Below are 18,644 nucleotides of genomic sequence, written 5' to 3' on the forward strand. Positions count from 1 at the left end.
CCCACCTAAAGGTGGGGGTACCCACGAAGGAGACAGGATGGGCGCCACGTTCCGGCCTCACGCGGCGTGCGGGTGGAGCGGCGTGCGGGTCGAGCGGCGTGCGGGTCCGAGCCCCGCAGGACTCTTCGGCGCTCAGAACTCCCCGTCGTCGCCCCACTGGTCGAGCAGGCTCTCCTCGGACTCGGCCTCCGGGGTGCGGGAGCCGTGGTGGAGGGACTGCTCGGTCCAGATGACCTTGCCGCGGCCGGTGTAGCGCGTACCCCAGCGCTCCGCGAACCGGGCGACGAGGAACAGTCCGCGGCCGCCCTCGTCCGTGGACTTGGCGCGGCGCAGGTGCGGGGAGGTGCTGGAGCCGTCGGACACCTCGCAGATCAGGCTGTTGCGGTCGTGCAGGAGGCGCAGCCGGATCGGGTCGGTGCCGTAGCGGATGGCGTTGGTGACGAGTTCGCTGACCACCAGCTCGGTCGCGAACGCCGCCTCGTCCAGGTCCCAGTCGGCCAGCTTGCGGGTGACGTCGGCGCGTACCCGGGAGACGGCCGCGGGGTCGGCGGGTACGTCCCACTCCGCGACCCGGTCGGGGACGAGCCGCCGGGTACGGGCCACCAGGAGCGCGACGTCGTCGCCGGGCCGCTCGGGCAGGACGGTGTCGAGGACGGCCCGGCACACCTCGTCCGGGCTGCGGTCCGCCGTCTCGGCGAGGGCGGCGCGCAGCAGGCCGAGGCCGACCTCCAGATCGCGGTGGCGGTCCTCGACGAGGCCGTCGGTGTAGAGGGCGAGGGTGCTGCCCTCGGGCAGGTGCAGTTCGGCGGTCTCGACGGGCAGTCCGGCGCCGAGGCCGAGCGGCGGGGAGACCGGCACGTCCGGGAACTCGGCGGTGCCGTCGGGGTGGACGACGGCGGGGCCCGGGTGTCCCGCGCGGGCCAGGGTGCAGCGTCCGGTGACCGGGTCGTAGATCGCGTACAGGCAGGTGGCGCCGGTGATCATGCCTTCGCCCGCGGCTTCGGGGTCGGCCTCGTCGGCGTCGATGCGGGCGACCAGCTCGTCCAGGTGGCCGATGAGTTCGTCGGGGCCGCGGTCCAGGGCGGAGAAGTTGTGCACGGCGGTACGCAGCCGGCCCATGGTCGCGGCGGCGTGCAGTCCGTGGCCGACGACGTCCCCGACGACGAGGGCGACCCGGGCGCCGGGCAGCGGCAGCACGTCGAACCAGTCGCCGCCCACCCCGGCCTCGGCGGGCAGATACCGGTGGGCCACGTCGAGGGCGGTCTGCTCGGGCAGGGCCCGCGGGAGCAGGCTGCGCTGCAGGGTGACGGCGACGGCGTGCTCGCGCGCGTACCGGCGGGCGTTGTCCACGGACAGGGCGGCGCGGGCGGAGAGTTCCTCGGCGAAGGACACGTCGTCCTCGGTGAAGGGTTCCTGCTCGGAGCGCCAGTAGTTGACCGAGCCGAGGACGACGCCGCGGGCGCGCAGCGGCACCGAGATCAGGGAGTGGATGCCGTGTTCGAGGACGCGCCGCGCCCGCTCCGGGTCCTGGGCGCGCCAGCCCTCGGAGGCGTGCAGGTCGGCGGCGAGCACGGCGTGGCCGGTCGCCAGGCCTTCGGCCATCGGGCTGCCGGTCACGAAGTGCAGGGACGAGCCGGCCGGGTACAGCGGCGGGTCGGCCTGGACGCCGCGGACGGCGATGCGGTGCATGGCGGCGTCGCCGGCGGCGTCGGTGTCGTCGGGTTCGTCGCCGCGCGTCACCGCGTCAAGGAGCTCGACGGTGGCGAAGTCCGCGAACCGGGGCACGGCGATCTCGGTCAACTCCTCGGCGGTACGGGCCACATCGAGGGTGGTGCCGATGCCCACCCCGGCGTCGTAGAGGAGTTGGAGCCGTTCGCGGGCGAGTTCGGCGCGGCCGGCGAGGGCGCGCAGTTCGGTGGAGTCGCGGAGCGTGGCGACGCTGCCGGCGGGGCCGCCGTGGCGGTCGACGGGCCGTACGTTGACGGCGAGCAGCCGGTCGCCGACCAGGTGCACGGCGTCGGTGACGGACTCGCCGGAGGCGAGGAGCCGGGCGGCGGCGGGGGCGAGGCCGAGCTCGGCGATCTGGCGGCGTTCGGCGTCGGCGGGGAGGTCGAGGAGGCGGCGGGCCTCGTCGTTGGCGAGGAGCAGCCGGCCGTCGGCGCCGACGATCAGGACGCCTTCGCGGACGGAGTGCAGGACGGCGTCGTGGTGCTCGTACATGCGCGTCATCTCGACGGGGCCGAGGCCGTGCGTCTGGCGCTTGAGGCGACGGCTCACCAGGGCCGCGCCGCCCGCCGCCACGAGGAGGGCGCCGCCCGCGGTGGCGAGCAGCACGGGCAGGCGGTGGGCGACGTCCCGGTTGACGTGCTTGACGGTGACGGAGACGGAGACGATCCCGGCGACCGAGCCGTCCGCGCGAAGCACGGGCACCACGGACTGGACGACGTCGGTCTCGCCGCCGGGCAGGACCGGACCCTGGGCGCTCTCGACGATGGTGCGGCCTTCGAGGGCGGGCCCGATGGTGCCCACGAAGGGCTTGCCGATCTGTTCCGGGTCGGGGTGGGTGAGGCGGAGGCCCTTGGTGTCGGTCACGACGACCGCGTCGAGGCCGGAGCGTTTGCGGGCTGCCTCGGCGCGGGGCTGGAGGACCGCGGTGGGGTCGGGGCCGTCCAGGGCGGCCGCCGTGCCGGGGCCGTTCGCGAAGGCCTCGCCGGCGACGAGCACCTCGTCCCGGGCCTGGTCGGCGGCCTGGTTGCGGACCTGGACGACGATGACGAGCAGCGTGGCGACGACGAGGATCACGACGATCCCGAGCTGCAGCAGGAAGACCTGGCCGGCGACGCTGCGCGCGTTGAGGCGCGCCCGGCGCCGCCCCGCCGGCCGCCCCTGTCGCTCGTGCTGTCCGCTCGGCCGGGGCGGGGGACTCGACGTCCGGGGCTCGGATCCGTGCTTACCCATGTGTCCCAGTCTTCCCGACTGTCCCGGTCAGGGGTTGTCCGGAGACATGCGCGTGGGCGCGGGCGCGGGCGTGGAGATACGGGGGATACGGCTGCGGCGGGCCGCCGGGCGGTACTCGACGAGGACCAGTGCCAGTTCGACGTACCGTTCGGCGAGGTCCGGCACGCTCTCCTCGCCGCTCTCCCGGTACCACTGGGCGACGGCGTTGCACATCGCGATGACGCCGCGGCGGGCGTCCTTCGGGTGCGGGGTGCGGAAGACGCCCTGGGCGACGCCGTCCTCGATGATCTGCTCGAACATGCGGGTGCCGTCGAGCCGCCTGCGCCGGAACTCGGCAAGCCCCTCCTCGGACATGCTGCGCCACTCGGTGAGCGTCAGGCTGCTCTCCAGGCGGTACTCCGCGCGGTAGCGCACGGTGGCCCGCACCACCGCCGCCAGCTGCTCGCCCGGGTCGTCGCCGGCGGAGGCCAGCTCCTCGCGGCAGGCGTCGAAGTAGGCCTGGCCGCTGCCGTTCACCAGGGCGTGCAGCAGGTCCTGCTTGCCGGGGTAGTAGTGGTACATCGCCGAGAGGCTGACGCCGGCCCGCCGGGCGATGTCGCGGATGGACACGGCGGCGTACCCGCGCTCCCCGAACTCCTGCCGGGCGGCGTCCAGGATCGCCTCCTTGCCTGTGCCTCGCACCGCTGTCCTCCCTTGTCCTCCTCCGCGCCCCTCCGGACGGCGTCGGGGCTGCATCGTAGCCTCCCGAACGACCGTTCAATCACCCTCTCCCTCACCCTCTCCATCGCCCTCTCCCTCTCCTTCACCCTCACCCTCAACCTCGGTGATCGCGCCGTACGGCCAGGGCGCGGGCCCTCCAGTCCGGGTCGGCGGCCAGGTCGAGGCCCGTCCAGGCCATCGCGAGGGCGCCGGTCAGGGCGGCCTCGTCGGCGGCGGGGCTCGCGGCGTCCTCGGCGAACGTGCGGGTGTGCGGGGTGCCCTGGGCGCCGTCGATGCCGAGGCCGGGGTGGATGGCGGGCAGGGCGTGCGTGACGTTGCCCATGTCGGTGGAGGCGCCGGTGCCGTGCGGGACGGGTCCGGGCTCGGGCACGTCGCGGCCGGTGGCCCGCAGGTTGCGCGCGTACGCCGCCATCAGGGCGGGGTCGTGGCGCAGCTCCAGGTAGTCGGGCTGGACGGGGCGTACGTCGAGGGTGGTGCGGGTGGCGAGGGCGGCGCCGCGGAAGCAGTCGAGGACGCGCTCGCGGAGGGTGTGCAGCTCCTCGCCGGTGGGCGTACGGACCTCGTACTCCAGGACGGTGCGCTCCGGGATGATGTTGGTGCGGTCGCCGCCGTGGCGGACGATCCCGGCGACGCGGTATCCGTCGCGGAGCTGCTGGCGGAGCTGGCCGACGGCGACCTGCGCGACGACGGCGGCGTCGGCGGCGTTGAGCCCGGCCTCGGGCGCGGACGCGGCGTGCGCGGCCCGGCCGGTGAAGGTGGCCTCGAAGCGGCCGACGGCGGTGCTGGAGCCGCGCGGGTCCACGGTGTCGCGGGGCTCGGGGTGGACCATCATCGCGACGGTGACGTCGTCGAAGGCGCCGCGCTGCAGCATCAGCACCTTGCCGCCGCCCTCCTCCTCGGCGGGGGTGCCGAGGAGTTTCACGCGGAACCCCAGCTCGTCGGCGGCCGCGGTGAGCGCGATCGCGGCGCCGACACCGGCCGCGCAGATCACGTTGTGCCCGCAGGCGTGGCCGAGCTCCGGCAGCGCGTCGTACTCCGCGCACACGCCGATGGTGAGGTCGCCGGCGCCGTACGTGGCGGTGAGCGCGGTCGGCAGCTCGCAGGCGCCGCGCCGCACGTCGAACCCGGCCTCTTCGAGGAGGACGGCGACGCGTTCGGCGGCGCGGGTCTCCGCGAAGGCGGTCTCCGGGTCGTCGTGCAGCGCGTGGCTGAGCTCGACGAGCCGGTCCTTGTACGCGTCGATCCGGGCGGCGGCACGGTCGCGCAGCGTGGGGCCGGCGACGGGCATGGGGGTCCTCCAGCTCAGGGCGGGCGCGCGCCGCGCAGGGCGGGGTGCGCGCCGGGAGACGGATACGGTGCGCCGGGGAGCGGGCGGGCTCCTCGGTGATCCCCAGGTGTACCGGTTCGCCCGGCCGATCGCCAACGTAAGGCCTGTTCAGGTACGTACGGAGCACGCGTTGAAGTACGTACGGAGCACGCGTTGAACGGCTCCGGGCGTTGAACGGCTCCGAAACGCGCGGCGGCCTGAGCGCCCGGGCTCAGTGCCGCCGCCCCGGCACCCGGTGCATCCGGCGTATCCGGCGTATCCGGCGCCGCAGCACCCGTACCACTCCGATCGGGCCGAGACCGAGACCGAGGCCGCGGAGTGCGGGGCGGTCGGGGCGAGGGGGCTGGGGGGTGAGGGGCAGCAGATAGCGGGTGTGGTCGCGTTCCATCAGGCACAGCGGCGGCTCGCCGACTCCGGCCACGGGTGCGATCAGGATGCGGAAGGGGCGGGGCGGGTCGTCGGGCAGTTCGGCGTCGAGCACGGCGGTCTCCCGGCCGAGTTCGCGGCGGTACGCGACGACCTTGCCGTCCACCAGGATTTCGACCGTCCCGTGCCCACCGGAGACCTGCACGGTCACGGAGTGGCCGTCCCGGTCGATGTGGAAGCGCTGACCCGTGGCCATGACTGCCTCCTGCCGCGTACGAGGGGCTCTGCCTCCAGCGTAGGCGCGGTCCACGGGCAGGTGGGCCGGGACCGGCCTGTCGACCACCCGGGCGCGCGGACGGCGCGGCGCCCGGGACGGAACGGGGCGGCGCGGCGCGGCACCCGGGACGGAAATGGGCTGAATCGGGCGATTCCCTCGCAGGCCGTGCAAGCTGTCCGCATGATTGATCCCCGGCTCCGGATCCTGCAGATGGTCGCCGAGCACGGCACGGTCACCGCCGCCGCCCAGGCCCTCAACTACACGCCGTCCGCCGTCTCGTACCAGCTGCGCCAACTGGCCTCGGACGTCGGCACCGAACTGCTCGTGCACCAGGGCCGGGGCGTCCGGCTCACCGACGCGGCGCGGATCCTGCTGCGGCACGCCGAGCGGCTGCAGGAGCAGTGGGAGCTGGCGCGCGCCGAGCTGGCCACCGCCGGTTCCGAGCCCGTGGGCCGGATCACGCTGTGCGGCTTCTCCAGCGCCGCGAGCACCCTGCTGCCGCCCGCCGCTGCCGCCCTGCGCGACGCGCACCCGCAGGTGGCGGTGCGGATCGTCGAGGCCGCGCCGGACCGCTGCTTCGACCTGCTCCTGTCGCAGGAGGCCGACCTCGCGCTGCTGGTCGTCACCGCCGACTCGCCGCCCCTGACGGACGGCCGCTTCGACCAGCAGCCGCTGCTCGACGAACCGTTGGACCTCGTCGTACGGCAGGGCCACCCGCTCGCGCGCAAGCGCCGGGTGACGCTCGCCGACGCCGCGCGGGAGGAGTGGATCGTCGGCAACCCCGGGACGACGTACCACCGGCTGGTGCTCGCGGCCTGCATGGGTGCCGGGTTCACGCCGCACATCGCGCACCACTCCGACGCGTGGGACACCGGCACGGCACTGGTCGCGCACGGCTTCGGGGTGTTCCTGGTGCCGCGGCTCGCGCGGCTGCACGAGGACCGGCGGGTCGTCCGCCTGCGGCTGTACGGGGAGCCCGCGCCTGCCCGCCGCATCATGGCGGTGACCCGCCCCGGCGGCCGCGGCGTCCCCACGCTGGCGCACGCCGTGCACACCGTCACCGAGACGGCCGGCCGACTCCTCCCGGCCCCCTGAAAGAGTCTGGCAGAGGAACCGAGCGCGTCAGATCGCCTCGCGGATCGCCCGCTCGAACCCCTCCACGTGCCCCCGCGCGAGCCGCCCCGCGCGGTCCGCATCGCCCGCGACGATCGCCTCGATCAGCGGGCTGTGCTCCTCGACGTGGCCGGACATGTCGTCCAGGCGGTCGACGAACAGGCACCAGATGCGGGTGGCGAGGTTGTCGTGGCGTACGAGGGTGTCCTCCAGGTAGGGGTTGTGCGTGGCCGCGTAGATGGCGCGGTGCACCTGGAGGTCGAGGCGCATCAGCTCGGCGGCGTCCCGGTGCGCGTCGGCCACTGCCCGCAGTTCCGCGAGCAGCGTGGCCAGGGCCTCGCGGTCGGCGGCCGTGGCCCGGCGCGCGGCCTGCGCGGCGGCGAGCGGCTCCAGCTCCTGGCGGACCTCGGAGATGTACGCGAGGTCGGTGATGTTGACCTCGGTGGCGAAGGTGCCGCGCCTCGGGTAGGTGGTGATCAGCCGCTCGTACTGGAGCCGCTTGAGGGCTTCGCGCACCGGGGTGCGGCCGAGCCCCAGGGACTGCATCAGCTGGTCCTCGTTGATCGGGTCGCCGGGGCGGATCTCCAGCATGACGAGGCGGTCGCGGATGGCGCGGTACGCCCGCTCGGCCAGCGACAGCGCATCGCCCCGGGGATCGGTCGCGACCTGCTGCATGAGTCCCCCTTGCCTACCGGGCGCGCACCCTGTGTGCTGCACGCCGAGTCTAGTGACTCACCCGTAGCCCGGTTGACTCGGTCACCTTTCCTCTCCCCCTGGGCGGCCCCCGTTCGCCCCGGACGGGCGGCCCCGTACCGGACCGCCGTGGGTGCAGTCACGGCGGTCCGGCGGCCGGGTGGGCGGTGCGGGCTACGCGGGGATGCCGGCCCGCTCCGCCTCGATCGTGGTGTCCGGGCCGTGCCCGGTGTGCACCACGGTGTCGCCGGGGAGCCGGAGCAGCCGGTCCCGGATGGAGCGCACGATCACGTCGTGGTCGCTGAACGAGCGGCCGGTGGCGCCGGGGCCGCCCTGGAAGAGGGTGTCGCCGGTGAAGACGGCGCCCAGGTCCTCGGCGTGGAAGCACACCGCGCCGGGCGCGTGCCCCGGCGTGTGCAGCACGCGCAGTGCGGTGCCCGCGACCTCGACGACCTGGCCGTCCTTCAGATCGCCGTCCCACCGGCTGTCGGGGTGCGTCAGCTCCCACACCGGCCGGTCGTCGGGGTGGAGCAGTACGGGCGCCTGCGTACGGGCGGCCAGCTGCGGGGCCACGCGGACGTGGTCGTCGTGGGCGTGCGTGCACAGGATCGCCCGCACGCGGCGCCCGGCGACGACCTCCAGGATGCGGTCCACGTCGTGCGGGGCGTCGATGACGACGCACTCCTCGTCGTCGCCGATCACCCACACGTTGTTGTCGACCTGGTGGGTCTCGCCGTCCAGGGAGAAGGTCCCGGAGGTGACGGTGTGCTCGATGCGGACGCGGCCGTGGCTCACAGGACCACCACCGAGCGCAGCACGTCGCCGTGGTGCATCCGCTCGAAGGCCGACTCGACGTCGTCGAGGGTGATCTCCTCGGTCACGAACGCGTCGAGGTCGAGGCGGCCCTGCTGATACAGGTCGATCAGCATCGGGAAGTCGCGCGAGGGCAGGCAGTCCCCGTACCAGCTGGACTTGAGGGCGCCGCCGCGGCCGAACACGTCGATCAGCGGGATGTCGGGCAGCTTCATGTCCGGGGTGGGCACGCCGACGAGGACCAGGGTGCCCGCCAGGTCGCGGGCGTAGAAGGCCTGTTGGTACGTCTCCGGCCTGCCGACCGCGTCGATCACCACGTCGGCGCCGAAGCCGCCGGTCAGCTCGCGGATGGCCTCGACCGGGTCCTGCTCCTTGCTGTTGACGGTGTCGGTGGCACCGAGGCCCTTCGCCCAGTCCAGCTTGCGGTCGTCGATGTCCACGGCGATGACGCGGGAGGCCCCGGCGAGGCTCGACCCGACGACGGCCGCGCAGCCGACGCCGCCGCAGCCGATGACGGCGACGCTCTTGCCGCGGCCCACGGCGCCGGTGTTGATGGCGGCGCCGAGTCCGGCCATCACGCCGCAGCCGAGGAGGCCTGCGGCGGCGGGCGAGGCGGCCGGGTCGACCTTGGTGCACTGTCCGGCGTGGACGAGGGTCTTCTCGGCGAAGGCGCCGATGCCGAGGGCCGGGGTGAGCTCCGTCCCGTCGGTGAGGGTCATCTTCTGGGTGGCGTTGTGCGTGGCGAAGCAGTACTGCGGCTCGCCGCGGTTGCAGGCGCGGCAGTTCCCGCACACGGCACGCCAGTTGAGGACGACGAAGTCGCCGGGCGCGACCTGGGTGACGCCCTCGCCGACGGTCTCCACCAGGCCGGCCGCCTCATGGCCGAGCAGGAACGGGAACTCGTCGTTGATGCCGCCCTGCCGGTAGTGCAGGTCGGTGTGGCAGACGCCGCACGCCTGCACCTTCACGACGACCTCGCCGGGTCCCGGGTCGGGGATGCGGATGGTCTCGACGGTCACGGGCGCGTCTTTCGACCGGGCTACGACGGCGCGGACTTCTTGCATGTCGGTGCTCCTGGATGTCGGTCTGCGTACGGGGAGGAGCCTGCGAGGCAATTGATATATCAGTGCCGGACGCAACGTATGCCCGGCGTTCGCGAGGGTCAAGGGTAGGGCCAACGGGAGGTTCGGCGGGCGATCGAGGGGAGTCGTGCGAGTCGGCCGCACTGACTCGTACGAGCCGGTGCCGCCGACTCGTACGAACCGGCCGCGTCGACCTCTTGACCCGCCCCGGCGGCACGGCCTACCTTCCAGGCAGCGCTGATATATCAGTCGAATATTAAAAGTTCCCAGTGGCTCGAAGGTGGTGTTCGGCATGGCAGCGAATCCGTCGGTGACCGATGACGGAGCTCTTCTCTCCCTCCCTCTGACCGGTCTGGACCCGGAGGTCGCAGCCGCGCTCTCCGCGGAACTGCACCGCCAGCAGTCCACGCTCGAAATGATCGCCTCGGAGAACTTCGCGCCCGCCGCCGTCATGGAGGCGCAGGGCTCCGTCCTCACCAACAAGTACGCCGAGGGCTACCCCGGCCGCCGCTACTACGGCGGCTGCGAACACGTCGACGTCGTCGAGCAGTTGGCGGTCGACCGCGTGAAGGAGCTCTTCGGCGCCGAGGCCGCCAACGTCCAGCCGCACTCCGGTGCCCAGGCCAACGCCGCCGCGATGTTCGCCCTCCTGAACCCGGGCGACACGATCCTCGGGCTCGACCTGGCGCACGGCGGCCACCTCACCCACGGCATGAAGATCAACTACTCCGGCAAGCTCTACAACGTGGTCCCGTACCACGTCAGCGAGTCGGACCTGCGGATCGACATGGACGAGGTAGCGGAGCTGGCCCGCACGCACCGGCCGAAGCTGATCGTCGCCGGCTGGTCGGCCTACCCGCGCCGCCTGGACTTCGCCGCGTTCCGTCGGATCGCCGACGAGGTGGGCGCGTACCTGATGGTCGACATGGCGCACTTCGCCGGGCTCGTGGCGGCAGGGCTGCACCCAAGTCCCGTACCGTACGCGGACGTGGTGACGACCACGACGCACAAGACGCTCGGCGGGCCGCGCGGCGGGGTGATCCTCAGCAGGGCCGGGCTCGCCAAGAAGATCAACTCGGCGGTCTTCCCCGGCCAGCAGGGCGGCCCCCTGGAGCATGTGATCGCGGCGAAGGCCGTGGCGTTCAAGGTCGCCGCGTCCGAGGCGTTCCGGGAGCGGCAGCAGCGCACCCTGGACGGCGCGCGCATCCTGGCCGGGCGGCTGCTCGCCGACGACGTGGCCGAGGCGGGCATCACCGTGCTCACCGGCGGCACCGAGGTCCACCTGGTCCTGGTCGACCTGCGCAACTCCGCGCTGGACGGGCAGCAGGCCGAGGACCGCCTGCACCGCATCGGCATCACCGTGAACCGGAACGCGGTGCCCTGCGACCCGCGGCCGCCGATGGTCTCCTCGGGCCTGCGCATCGGCACCCCGGCGCTGGCGACGCGCGGCTTCGGCGAGGACGAGTTCCGCGAGGTCGCCGACATCATCGCCCAGGCTCTCAAGGACGAGCGGTTCGACGACGAGCGCGCGGCCCTGCTGCGCGAGCGCGTCGAGAAGCTCGCCTTCGCCCTCCCCCTCTACCCGCACCTGAACGGAGAAGCGGCATGACCACCGAGTCGCTGCCGGAGCACCCCGACTGGCTCTGGCGCAACCCCGAGCCGCGCTCCTCGTACGACGTGATCATCGTCGGCGCGGGCGGGCACGGCCTCGCCACCGCCTACTACCTGGCCAAGGTGCACGGCATCACCAACGTCGCGGTCCTGGAGAAGGGCTGGCTGGCCGGCGGCAACATGGCGCGCAACACCACGATCATCCGGTCCAACTACCTGTGGGACGAGAGCGCCGCGATCTACGAGCACGCGCTGAAGCTGTGGGAGCAGCTGCCCGAGGAGCTGGACTACGACTTCCTGTTCAGCCAGCGCGGTGTGCTGAACCTGGCGCACACCCTGCAGGATGTGCGGGAGAGCGTGCGCCGGGTGGGTGCCAACAAGCTGAACGGCGTGGACGCCGAGTGGCTGGAGCCGGACGAGGTCGCCAAGGTCTGTCCGATCCTCAACGTGTCGTCCGACACCCGCTATCCGGTGCTCGGGGCAACCTTCCAGCCGCGTGCCGGTATCGCCAAGCACGACCACGTGGCCTGGGCCCTTGCCCGGCGCGCGGACGAGATGGGCGTGGACCTGATCCAGGGCTGCGAGGTGACCGGGTTCGTCAAGGACGGCAACCGGGTCGTCGGCGTGGAGACCAACCGCGGCCGCATCAACGCGGGCCGGGTCGCGCTCGCCGCGGCCGGGCACAGCAGCGTCCTCGCCGAGAAGGCGGGCGTACGGCTGCCGATCCAGTCGCACCCGCTGCAGGCGCTCGTGTCCGAGCTGCACGAGCCGGTGCACCCGACGGTCGTGATGTCCAACCACGTGCACGTGTACGTGTCGCAGGCGCACAAGGGCGAGCTGGTGATGGGCGCGGGCGTGGACTCGTACAACGGGTACGGGCAGCGCGGTTCGTTCCATGTGATCGAGCATCAGATGGCCGCCGCCGTCGAGCTGTTCCCGATCTTCGCGCGGGCGCATGTGCTGCGGACCTGGGGCGGCATCGTGGACACCACCCCGGACGCCTCGCCGATCATCTCCACCACCGAGGTGGAGAACCTGTACGTCAACTGCGGTTGGGGCACGGGCGGTTTCAAGGGCACCCCGGCCGCCGGCTGGACGTTCGCCCACACCATCGCGACCGGCGAGCCGCACCCCCTCAACGCCCCGTTCGCGCTCGACCGGTTCACCTCGGGCGCCCTGATCGACGAGCACGGCGCCGCCGCCGTGGCCCACTGAAAGCCTGTGGAGAGGAGCAGACCGTGCTGCTGATCAACTGCCCCTGGTGCGGGCCTCGCGACGAGACCGAGTACCACTACGGGGGCCAGGCCCACGTCCCCTACCCGGGCAACCCCGCCGACCTCGACGACCGGCAGTGGGCCGAGTACGTCTTCTACCGCGACAACACCAAGGGCCCGTTCGCGGAGCGCTGGATGCACGGCACCGGCTGCCGCCGCTGGTTCAACGTGCTGCGCGACACCGTCACCAACGAGGTGCTGGCCTCCTACCGCCTCGACGAGGCCCGCCCCGAACCGCAGCAGGCCGCAGCGCAGGCCGGAGGTCCCCGATGAGCGAGCAGAACAGTCAGCAGGCCCGTAGGCTGCCCGGCGGCGGCCGCATCGACCGCTCCACCGTGCTCCGCTTCACCGTGGACGGCCGCGAGCTGACCGGCCACCCCGGTGACACCGTCGCCTCGGCGATGCTCGCCAACGGCACGGTGAACGTCGCCCCGTCCCTGTACCGGGGCCGGCCGCGCGGCATCGTCTCGGCCGGCGTCGAGGAGTCCAACGCGCTGATCCAGGTGGAGAGCCACTGCTCGGAGGGCATGCTGCCCGCCACCACGGTGGAGCTGTACGACGGCCTCACGGCCACCACTCTCTCCGGCATGGGCCGGCTCGACCCGACGCCCGACACGTCGGTGTACGACAAGAAGTACGTGCACACCGACGTCCTGGTCGTCGGCGCGGGCCCGGCCGGTCTCGCGGCCGCCTCCGCCGCCGCCGGGTCCGGCGCCCGGGTGATCCTCGTCGACGACCGGGCCGAGCCGGGCGGTGCGCTGCTCTCCGGGCGCGCCGAGACGGTCGACGGGCAGCCCGCGCCCGACTGGGTCGCCGGGGTCCGCGCGGCGCTCGACGCCGCGCCCGAGGTCACCGTGCTGCCCCGCACCACGGCCTTCGGCAGCTACGACGCCAACTACGTCCTGGCCCTGGAGAAGCGCACCGACCACCTGGGGAACGCGGCGCCGCAGGGCGTGTCCCGGCAGCGGGTGTGGCACATCCGGGCCGGGCAGGTGGTCCTCGCGACCGGCGCGCACGAGCGTCCGCTGGTCTTCGCGGGCAACGACCGGCCCGGGGTGCTGCTCGCCGGTGCGGTGCGCACGTACCTCAACCGCTTCGCGGTGGCGCCGGGTTCGCGTGCCGTGGTGGCCACCACCAACGACAGCGCGTACGAGACGGTGGCCGATCTGCACGCCGCCGGGGTCGAGGTCGCCGCCGTGGTGGACGCCCGGCCCGAACTGACGGCGCGGGCCACCGAGATCGCCGTGCGGACCGGGGTGCGGGTGCTGGGCGGCAGCGTCGTGGCCGACACCGCGGGCGCGGACCGGCTCACCGGGGTCACCGTCCAGGGCCTCGACGCCGACGGTCAGCTCACCGGCACAGCCGAGGAGTTCGAGTGCGACCTGCTCGCGGTGTCGGGCGGCTGGAGCCCCGTCGTACATCTGCACTCGCAGCGGCAGGGCAAGCTGCGCTGGGACGACGAGCTGGTCGCGTTCGTGCCGGACACCGTCGTACGGGACCAGCAGGTCGTCGGCGCCGCACGCGGCACGTACGGGCTCGACGGCTGTGTCGTGGAGGGCGCCCGCGCGGGTGCCGTCGCGGCCACGGAGGCCGGGTTCCCGGTGCGGGTGCGGCCGGCCCAACTGGTGCGGACCGCGACGGCCCCGACCCGGGCCGTGTGGCTGGTGCCCGCGCCCGAGGGCGGCGATCCCGGTACGTGGGACACGCACTTCGTCGACCACCAGCGGGACGTGACCGTGGCGGACGTGTGGCGGTCCACCGGCGCCGGGATGCGCAGCGTCGAGCACGTGAAGCGCTACACCTCGCTCGGTACGGCGGGCGACCAGGGCAAGACCTCCGGGGTCAACGCGATCGGGGTCATCGCCGAGGCGCTCGGCGCGGGTGCCTCGCCCGGCGAGATCGGCACGACCGCGTACCGGGCCCCGTACACGCCGGTCGCGTTCGCCGCGCTCGCGGGCCGGGAGCGCGGGGAGCTGTTCGACCCGGAGCGCACCACGTCCATCCACTCCTGGCACGTGGCGAACGGCGCGGAGTTCGAGGACGTCGGCCAGTGGAAGCGGCCGTGGTTCTACCCGCGGCCCGGCGAGGACATGGACGGGGCGGTGGCCCGCGAGTGCCGGGCGGCGCGCGAGGGGGTGGCGTTCATGGACGCCTCCACACTCGGCAAGATCGAGATCCGGGGCGCGGACGCGGGCGAGTTCCTGAACCGCGTCTACACCAACGCCTTCAAGAAGCTGAAGCCCGGCATGGCCCGCTACGGCGTGATGTGCAAGCCGGACGGCATGATCTTCGACGACGGTGTGACCCTGCGCCTGGACGAGGACCGCTACTTCATGACCACCACGACCGGCGGCGCCGGAGGCGTCCTGGACTGGCTGGAGGAGTGGCTGCAGACCGAGTGGCCCGAGCTCGACGTGCACTGCACCTCGGTGACGGAGCAGTGGTCCACGATCGCCGTGGTCGGCCCGAAGTCCCGCGAGGTGATCGCCCAGCTCGCCCCCGACCTGGACGTGTCCAACGAGGCGTTCCCGTTCATGGCGTTCCGCGAGACGACGCTCGCCTCCGGGATCCCGGCGCGGATCTGCCGTATCTCGTTCTCCGGCGAGCTGGCCTTCGAGATCAACGTCGCCGCCTGGTACGGGCTCACGGTGTGGGAGGAGGTCGACGCGGTCGGCCGGCCGTACGACATCACTCCGTACGGCACCGAGACCATGCACGTGCTGCGGGCCGAGAAGGGCTTCATCATCGTCGGCCAGGACACCGACGGCACCGTCACCCCGCAGGACGCGGGCATGGGCTGGGTGGTGTCCAAGCGCAAGGACTTCGTCGGCAACCGTTCCTACACCCGCGCCGACACGGCCCGCACGGACCGCAAGCACCTGGTCGGCCTGCTGCCGTCGGACGGGACGACGCGACTGCCCGAGGGGGCCCAACTCGTCGCGCAGGGCGTGCCGTTGACGCCTCAGGCGGGTCCGGTGCCGATGCTCGGCCATGTCACGTCCAGCTACCACAGTGAGGCCCTGGGCCGCCCCTTCGCGCTCGCGCTGGTGGCGGACGGCCGTAACCGCATCGGCGAGACCGTGCTCGCCCCGGTGGGCGACGACCTGGTGCCCTGCCTGGTCGCCGACTCCGTCCTCTACGACCCCGAAGGGACCAAGCGCGATGGCTGAGCCGACCCTTGCAGGACCGGCGGTCCTGCGCCGCAGCCCCCTGGCACACCTGGAGGAGCGGCTGCGCGCCGCGACCGTCACGGGCGACCGGGGCGTCTCCCTCGCCGAGTGGCCGTACATCACGATGGTGAGCGTGCGTGCCGAGCCGGGGTCCCAGGCCGCGGCCCGCATCGAGAAGGCCCTCGCGGCGGACCTCCCCCGCGTCTGCGGCGAGACCACCACCGCCGGGCCGCACACCGTGCTGTGGCTGGGGCCCGACGAGTGGCTGGTCGTGTCCCAGGCCGAACACCCCTGCCTGACCGCCGAGTTGGCCCAGGCTCTGGGCGGCGACCCGGGTTCGGTCGTGGATGTGTCGGCCAACCGCACCACGCTGGAACTCTCCGGCCCGGCGGCCCGTGAGGTGCTGGAGAAGGGCTGCGCGCTCGATCTGCACCCGCGCGCGTTCGGCCCCGGCAATGCGGTCGCCACGCAGGTCGGCCCGGTGCCGGTGATCCTGTGGCAGACCGACGAGGCGCCCTCGTACCGGCTGTTCCCGCGCTCCTCGTTCGCCGACTACCTCGCGCGCTGGCTGCTCGACGCCGCCGACGAGTACGCACGGCCCGAGGTGACCGGCGAGTACGCACGGCCCGAGGTGACCTGATGGCACTCAGCGCGTTCGACCTGTACTCGGTCGGCATCGGCCCCTCCTCCTCGCACACGGTGGGGCCGATGCGGGCGGCCCGGCGCTTCACCGGGATCCTTGAGGACGAGGGCACGCTGGCCCAAGTCACCCGGGTCCAGGCGGAGTTGTACGGGTCCCTCGGCGCCACCGGGCACGGGCACGGCTCCGACAAGGCGGTCGTGCTCGGCCTGGAGGGCGAGGACCCGGCCACCGTGGACACCGAGCGGTCCGACGGCCGGGTGGCCCAGGTGCGGGCCGACGGGCAGCTGCTGCTCGGCGGCAAGCACCGGGTGCGCTTCGACGGCGACGCGGACCTGGTCCTGCACCGGCGCAAGTCGCTGCCCGCGCACCCCAACGGCATGACGTTCCGGGCGCTCGCGGCGGACGGCCGTGAGCTGGCCGCCCGTACGTACTACTCGGTGGGTGGCGGCTTCGTCGTCGACGAGTCCGCCACCGGCGCCGACCGCGTCGTGGAGGACACCACGGCGGTGCGGTTCCCGTTCGGCACGGCGGGCGAACTGCTCGGGCTGTGCACCCGCGAGGGCCTGTCGATCAGCGATGTCATGCTCGCCAACGAGGCGGCCTGGCGCGGCGAGGCCGAGACCCGGGCCGGGCTGCTGCACCTGTGGTCGGTCATGCGGGCCTGCGTGGACTCCGGCTGCCGGCGCGAGGGCGTCCTGCCGGGCGGCCTGCGGGTGCCACGCCGGGCGCCCGCGCTCTTCCGGGAGTTGAGCGCGGGGGCCGGGGAGTCGGACCCGCTGCACGTCATGGACTGGGTGAACCTGTACGCCCTGGCCGTGAACGAGGAGAACGCCTCCGGCGGCCGCATCGTCACCGCCCCGACCAACGGCGCGGCCGGCATCATCCCGGCCGTCCTGCACTACTACGTACGGTTCGTGCCCGGCGCGGACGACGAGGGTGTGGTCCGCTTCCTGCTCACGGCCGCCGCGATCGGCATCCTCTTCAAGCAGAACGCGTCCATCTCCGGTGCCGAGGTCGGCTGTCAGGGCGAGGTCGGCTCGGCCTGCGCCATGGCGGCCGGGGCGCTCTGCGAAGTGCTCGGCGGGACGCCCGCGCAGGTCGAGAACGCCGCGGAGGTCGGCATCGAGCACAACCTCGGCCTGACCTGCGACCCGGTCGGCGGGCTCGTCCAGATCCCGTGCATCGAGCGCAACGCCGTCGCCTCGGTGAAGGCGATCAACTCGGCCCGGCTCGCGCTCGCCGGTGACGGCACTCACAAGGTCACCCTCGACAAGGCCATCAAGACCATGCGGGACACCGGCCGCGACATGAAGGACAAGTACAAGGAGACCGCCCGCGGCGGCCTCGCCGTCAACGTCATCGAATGCTGAGAATCCTGAGCATGCTGAGAATGCTGAGAATGCTGAGAAACCCGAGATTGCTGAGGCCATGACCGAACACGTCCTCACCCTCGACTGCCCCGAGGCGCCCGGCATCGTGCACGCCGTCTCGCGGTTCCTCGTCGAGCACGACAGCGACATCATCGACAACCAGCAGTTCGGCGACCGCCGCGACGGCCACTTCTACATGCGGGTGCGCTTCGCGACGCCGGGCGGGGCCGCTGCGGCGGAGGGGTTGCGCCGGGACTTCGAGGCCGTGGCCGCCCCGCTCGCCATGCGCTGGAACCTGGAGCCGGTCAGCACCCGGCGCCGCGTCCTGATCATGGTGTCCAAGTACGACCACTGCCTCAACGACCTGCTGTTCCGCACCCGCAGCGGGGATCTGCCGATCGACGTGGTCGCGGTCGTCTCCAACCACCGCGACCACGAGGCACTGGTCGACTGGCACGGCATCCCGTTCTTCCACCTGCCGGTGAGCGCGGCGACCAAACCGCAGGCCGAGGCGCAACTCCTGGCTCTGGTCGAGGAGTTGGGGGTCGAGCTGGTCGTCCTGGCCCGCTACATGCAGGTGCTCTCCGACGAGCTGTGCGGGCGGCTCGCCGGGCGGGTGATCAACATCCACCACTCGTTCCTGCCGAGCTTCAAGGGCGCCAAGCCGTACCACCAGGCCCACGAGCGCGGCGTCAAACTCGTCGGCGCGACCGCGCACTACGTCACGGCCGACCTCGACGAGGGCCCGATCATCGCCCAGGAGGTCAACCCGGTCGACCACAGCCACACCCCGGAGGACCTCGCCGCGATCGGCCGCGACGCGGAGTCCGCGGCCCTGGCCCGCGCGGTCCGCTGGCACTGCGAGGGGCGGGTGTTCGTGCAGGGGCGGCGGACGGTGGTGCTGCGCTGAAGGGCGGTCCGAGGGGTTGCGCTGACGGTTGCGCGTCAGCGTGACTCCTCCGCCGCACTGCACACCACGCAGGTCAGCCGGCGGGCCGGACGGTCGTGGATGACCTTGCCGGGGTTGGCGGCCTCGCGGAGCTGCACGGACTCCGTGCGTACGTGGTCGGTGCAGACGGCGGCGCCGCACAGGTGGCAGACGGCGACGGCTTCCGCGGTGAGCCCTTGGATGGCGCATTCGTAGCAGTTCATGAGCGCGTTTCCAGATTCCGTGTTCCTTCGTACGGCTTTCCTCGTACGGCTTTCCTCGTACGGCTTTCCTCGTGC

16 protein-coding genes are annotated in these 18,644 nt (G+C 72.9%); 8 read left to right on the forward strand and 8 right to left on the reverse strand.

What is annotated here, in order from left to right:
* Nucleotides 1-132 precede the first annotated feature (132 nt).
* The 4 genes from QIS99_RS19780 to QIS99_RS19795 all read right to left on the reverse strand — a co-directional run bounded on the left by QIS99_RS19780 (nucleotide 133) and on the right by QIS99_RS19795 (nucleotide 5,627).
* Entirely contained in the window at nucleotides 133-2,958 is a 2,826-nt protein-coding gene (locus QIS99_RS19780) for a SpoIIE family protein phosphatase (RefSeq protein WP_282514882.1), read from the reverse strand.
* A 27-nt stretch (nucleotides 2,959-2,985) separates the two neighbouring features.
* Nucleotides 2,986-3,639 carry a TetR/AcrR family transcriptional regulator gene (locus QIS99_RS19785; RefSeq protein WP_282514883.1) on the reverse strand — a complete coding sequence of 218 codons (654 nt, stop codon included), beginning with the start codon at nucleotides 3,637-3,639 and terminating at the stop codon, nucleotides 2,986-2,988.
* A 133-nt stretch (nucleotides 3,640-3,772) separates the two neighbouring features.
* Nucleotides 3,773-4,966: an amidohydrolase gene (locus QIS99_RS19790; RefSeq protein WP_282514884.1), complete on the reverse strand. Its 1,194-nt coding sequence runs from the start codon at nucleotides 4,964-4,966 to the stop codon at nucleotides 3,773-3,775.
* Between the two features lie 250 nt (nucleotides 4,967-5,216).
* On the reverse strand, nucleotides 5,217-5,627 hold the full coding sequence (locus tag QIS99_RS19795; protein ID WP_282514885.1) for a hypothetical protein: 411 nt from the start codon (nucleotides 5,625-5,627) through the stop codon (nucleotides 5,217-5,219).
* Between the two features lie 201 nt (nucleotides 5,628-5,828).
* Between QIS99_RS19795 and QIS99_RS19800 the strand changes: the two genes are divergently transcribed.
* A complete protein-coding gene (locus tag QIS99_RS19800; protein WP_282514886.1) occupies nucleotides 5,829-6,743 on the forward strand; it encodes a LysR family transcriptional regulator in 915 nt (304 codons plus the stop codon).
* A gap of 27 nt (nucleotides 6,744-6,770) precedes the next feature.
* Here QIS99_RS19800 and QIS99_RS19805 read toward each other — a convergent pair whose 3' ends face one another.
* The 3 genes from QIS99_RS19805 to QIS99_RS19815 form a co-directional block, all read right to left on the reverse strand.
* A complete protein-coding gene (locus QIS99_RS19805; protein WP_282514887.1) occupies nucleotides 6,771-7,436 on the reverse strand; it encodes a GntR family transcriptional regulator in 666 nt (221 codons plus the stop codon).
* Nucleotides 7,437-7,628: 192 nt separating this feature from the next.
* A complete protein-coding gene (locus QIS99_RS19810; protein ID WP_282514888.1) occupies nucleotides 7,629-8,249 on the reverse strand; it encodes an MBL fold metallo-hydrolase in 621 nt (206 codons plus the stop codon).
* The gene (locus tag QIS99_RS19815) at nucleotides 8,246-9,331 is read right to left on the reverse strand and encodes an S-(hydroxymethyl)mycothiol dehydrogenase (protein ID WP_282514889.1); all 1,086 of its coding nucleotides are present in this window, start codon (nucleotides 9,329-9,331) and stop codon (nucleotides 8,246-8,248) included. The genes QIS99_RS19810 and QIS99_RS19815 overlap by 4 nt, the downstream gene beginning before the upstream one ends.
* Nucleotides 9,332-9,641: 310 nt before the next feature.
* Between QIS99_RS19815 and glyA the strand changes: the two genes are divergently transcribed.
* Genes glyA through purU form a run of 7 tightly spaced genes read left to right on the forward strand, consistent with a single transcriptional unit; the run spans nucleotide 9,642 to nucleotide 18,327 of the window.
* A complete protein-coding gene (gene glyA, locus QIS99_RS19820) occupies nucleotides 9,642-10,958 on the forward strand; it encodes a serine hydroxymethyltransferase (RefSeq protein ID WP_282514890.1) in 1,317 nt (438 codons plus the stop codon).
* On the forward strand, nucleotides 10,955-12,175 hold the full coding sequence (locus QIS99_RS19825) for a sarcosine oxidase subunit beta family protein (protein WP_282514891.1): 1,221 nt from the start codon (nucleotides 10,955-10,957) through the stop codon (nucleotides 12,173-12,175). Before glyA ends, QIS99_RS19825 begins: the two co-directional genes overlap by 4 nt.
* 23 nt (nucleotides 12,176-12,198) lie before the next feature.
* The gene (locus QIS99_RS19830; RefSeq protein ID WP_282514892.1) at nucleotides 12,199-12,507 is read left to right on the forward strand and encodes a sarcosine oxidase subunit delta; all 309 of its coding nucleotides are present in this window, start codon (nucleotides 12,199-12,201) and stop codon (nucleotides 12,505-12,507) included.
* Nucleotides 12,504-15,404 carry a sarcosine oxidase subunit alpha family protein gene (locus tag QIS99_RS19835; RefSeq protein ID WP_282514893.1) on the forward strand — a complete coding sequence of 967 codons (2,901 nt, stop codon included), beginning with the start codon at nucleotides 12,504-12,506 and terminating at the stop codon, nucleotides 15,402-15,404. The genes QIS99_RS19830 and QIS99_RS19835 overlap by 4 nt, the downstream gene beginning before the upstream one ends.
* Nucleotides 15,397-16,044, forward strand: coding sequence for a sarcosine oxidase subunit gamma (locus QIS99_RS19840; protein WP_282514894.1), 648 nt, complete (start codon nucleotides 15,397-15,399; stop codon nucleotides 16,042-16,044). Before QIS99_RS19835 ends, QIS99_RS19840 begins: the two co-directional genes overlap by 8 nt.
* The gene (locus QIS99_RS19845; RefSeq protein WP_282514895.1) at nucleotides 16,044-17,417 is read left to right on the forward strand and encodes an L-serine ammonia-lyase; all 1,374 of its coding nucleotides are present in this window, start codon (nucleotides 16,044-16,046) and stop codon (nucleotides 17,415-17,417) included. Before QIS99_RS19840 ends, QIS99_RS19845 begins: the two co-directional genes overlap by 1 nt.
* A gap of 58 nt (nucleotides 17,418-17,475) precedes the next feature.
* Nucleotides 17,476-18,327, forward strand: a complete 852-nt coding sequence (gene purU, locus QIS99_RS19850) for a formyltetrahydrofolate deformylase (protein WP_282514896.1) — start codon at nucleotides 17,476-17,478, stop codon at nucleotides 18,325-18,327.
* Nucleotides 18,328-18,362: 35 nt separating this feature from the next.
* Here purU and QIS99_RS19855 read toward each other — a convergent pair whose 3' ends face one another.
* Complete coding sequence (locus tag QIS99_RS19855; protein WP_282514897.1) at nucleotides 18,363-18,569, reverse strand: DUF2180 family protein; 207 nt, start codon at nucleotides 18,567-18,569, stop codon at nucleotides 18,363-18,365.
* Nucleotides 18,570-18,644: the final 75 nt, after the last annotated feature.

It is taken from the genome of Streptomyces solicavernae (assembly GCF_029968095.1).
In the GTDB taxonomy this organism is placed as follows: Bacteria; Actinomycetota; Actinomycetes; order Streptomycetales; family Streptomycetaceae; genus Streptomyces; species Streptomyces solicavernae.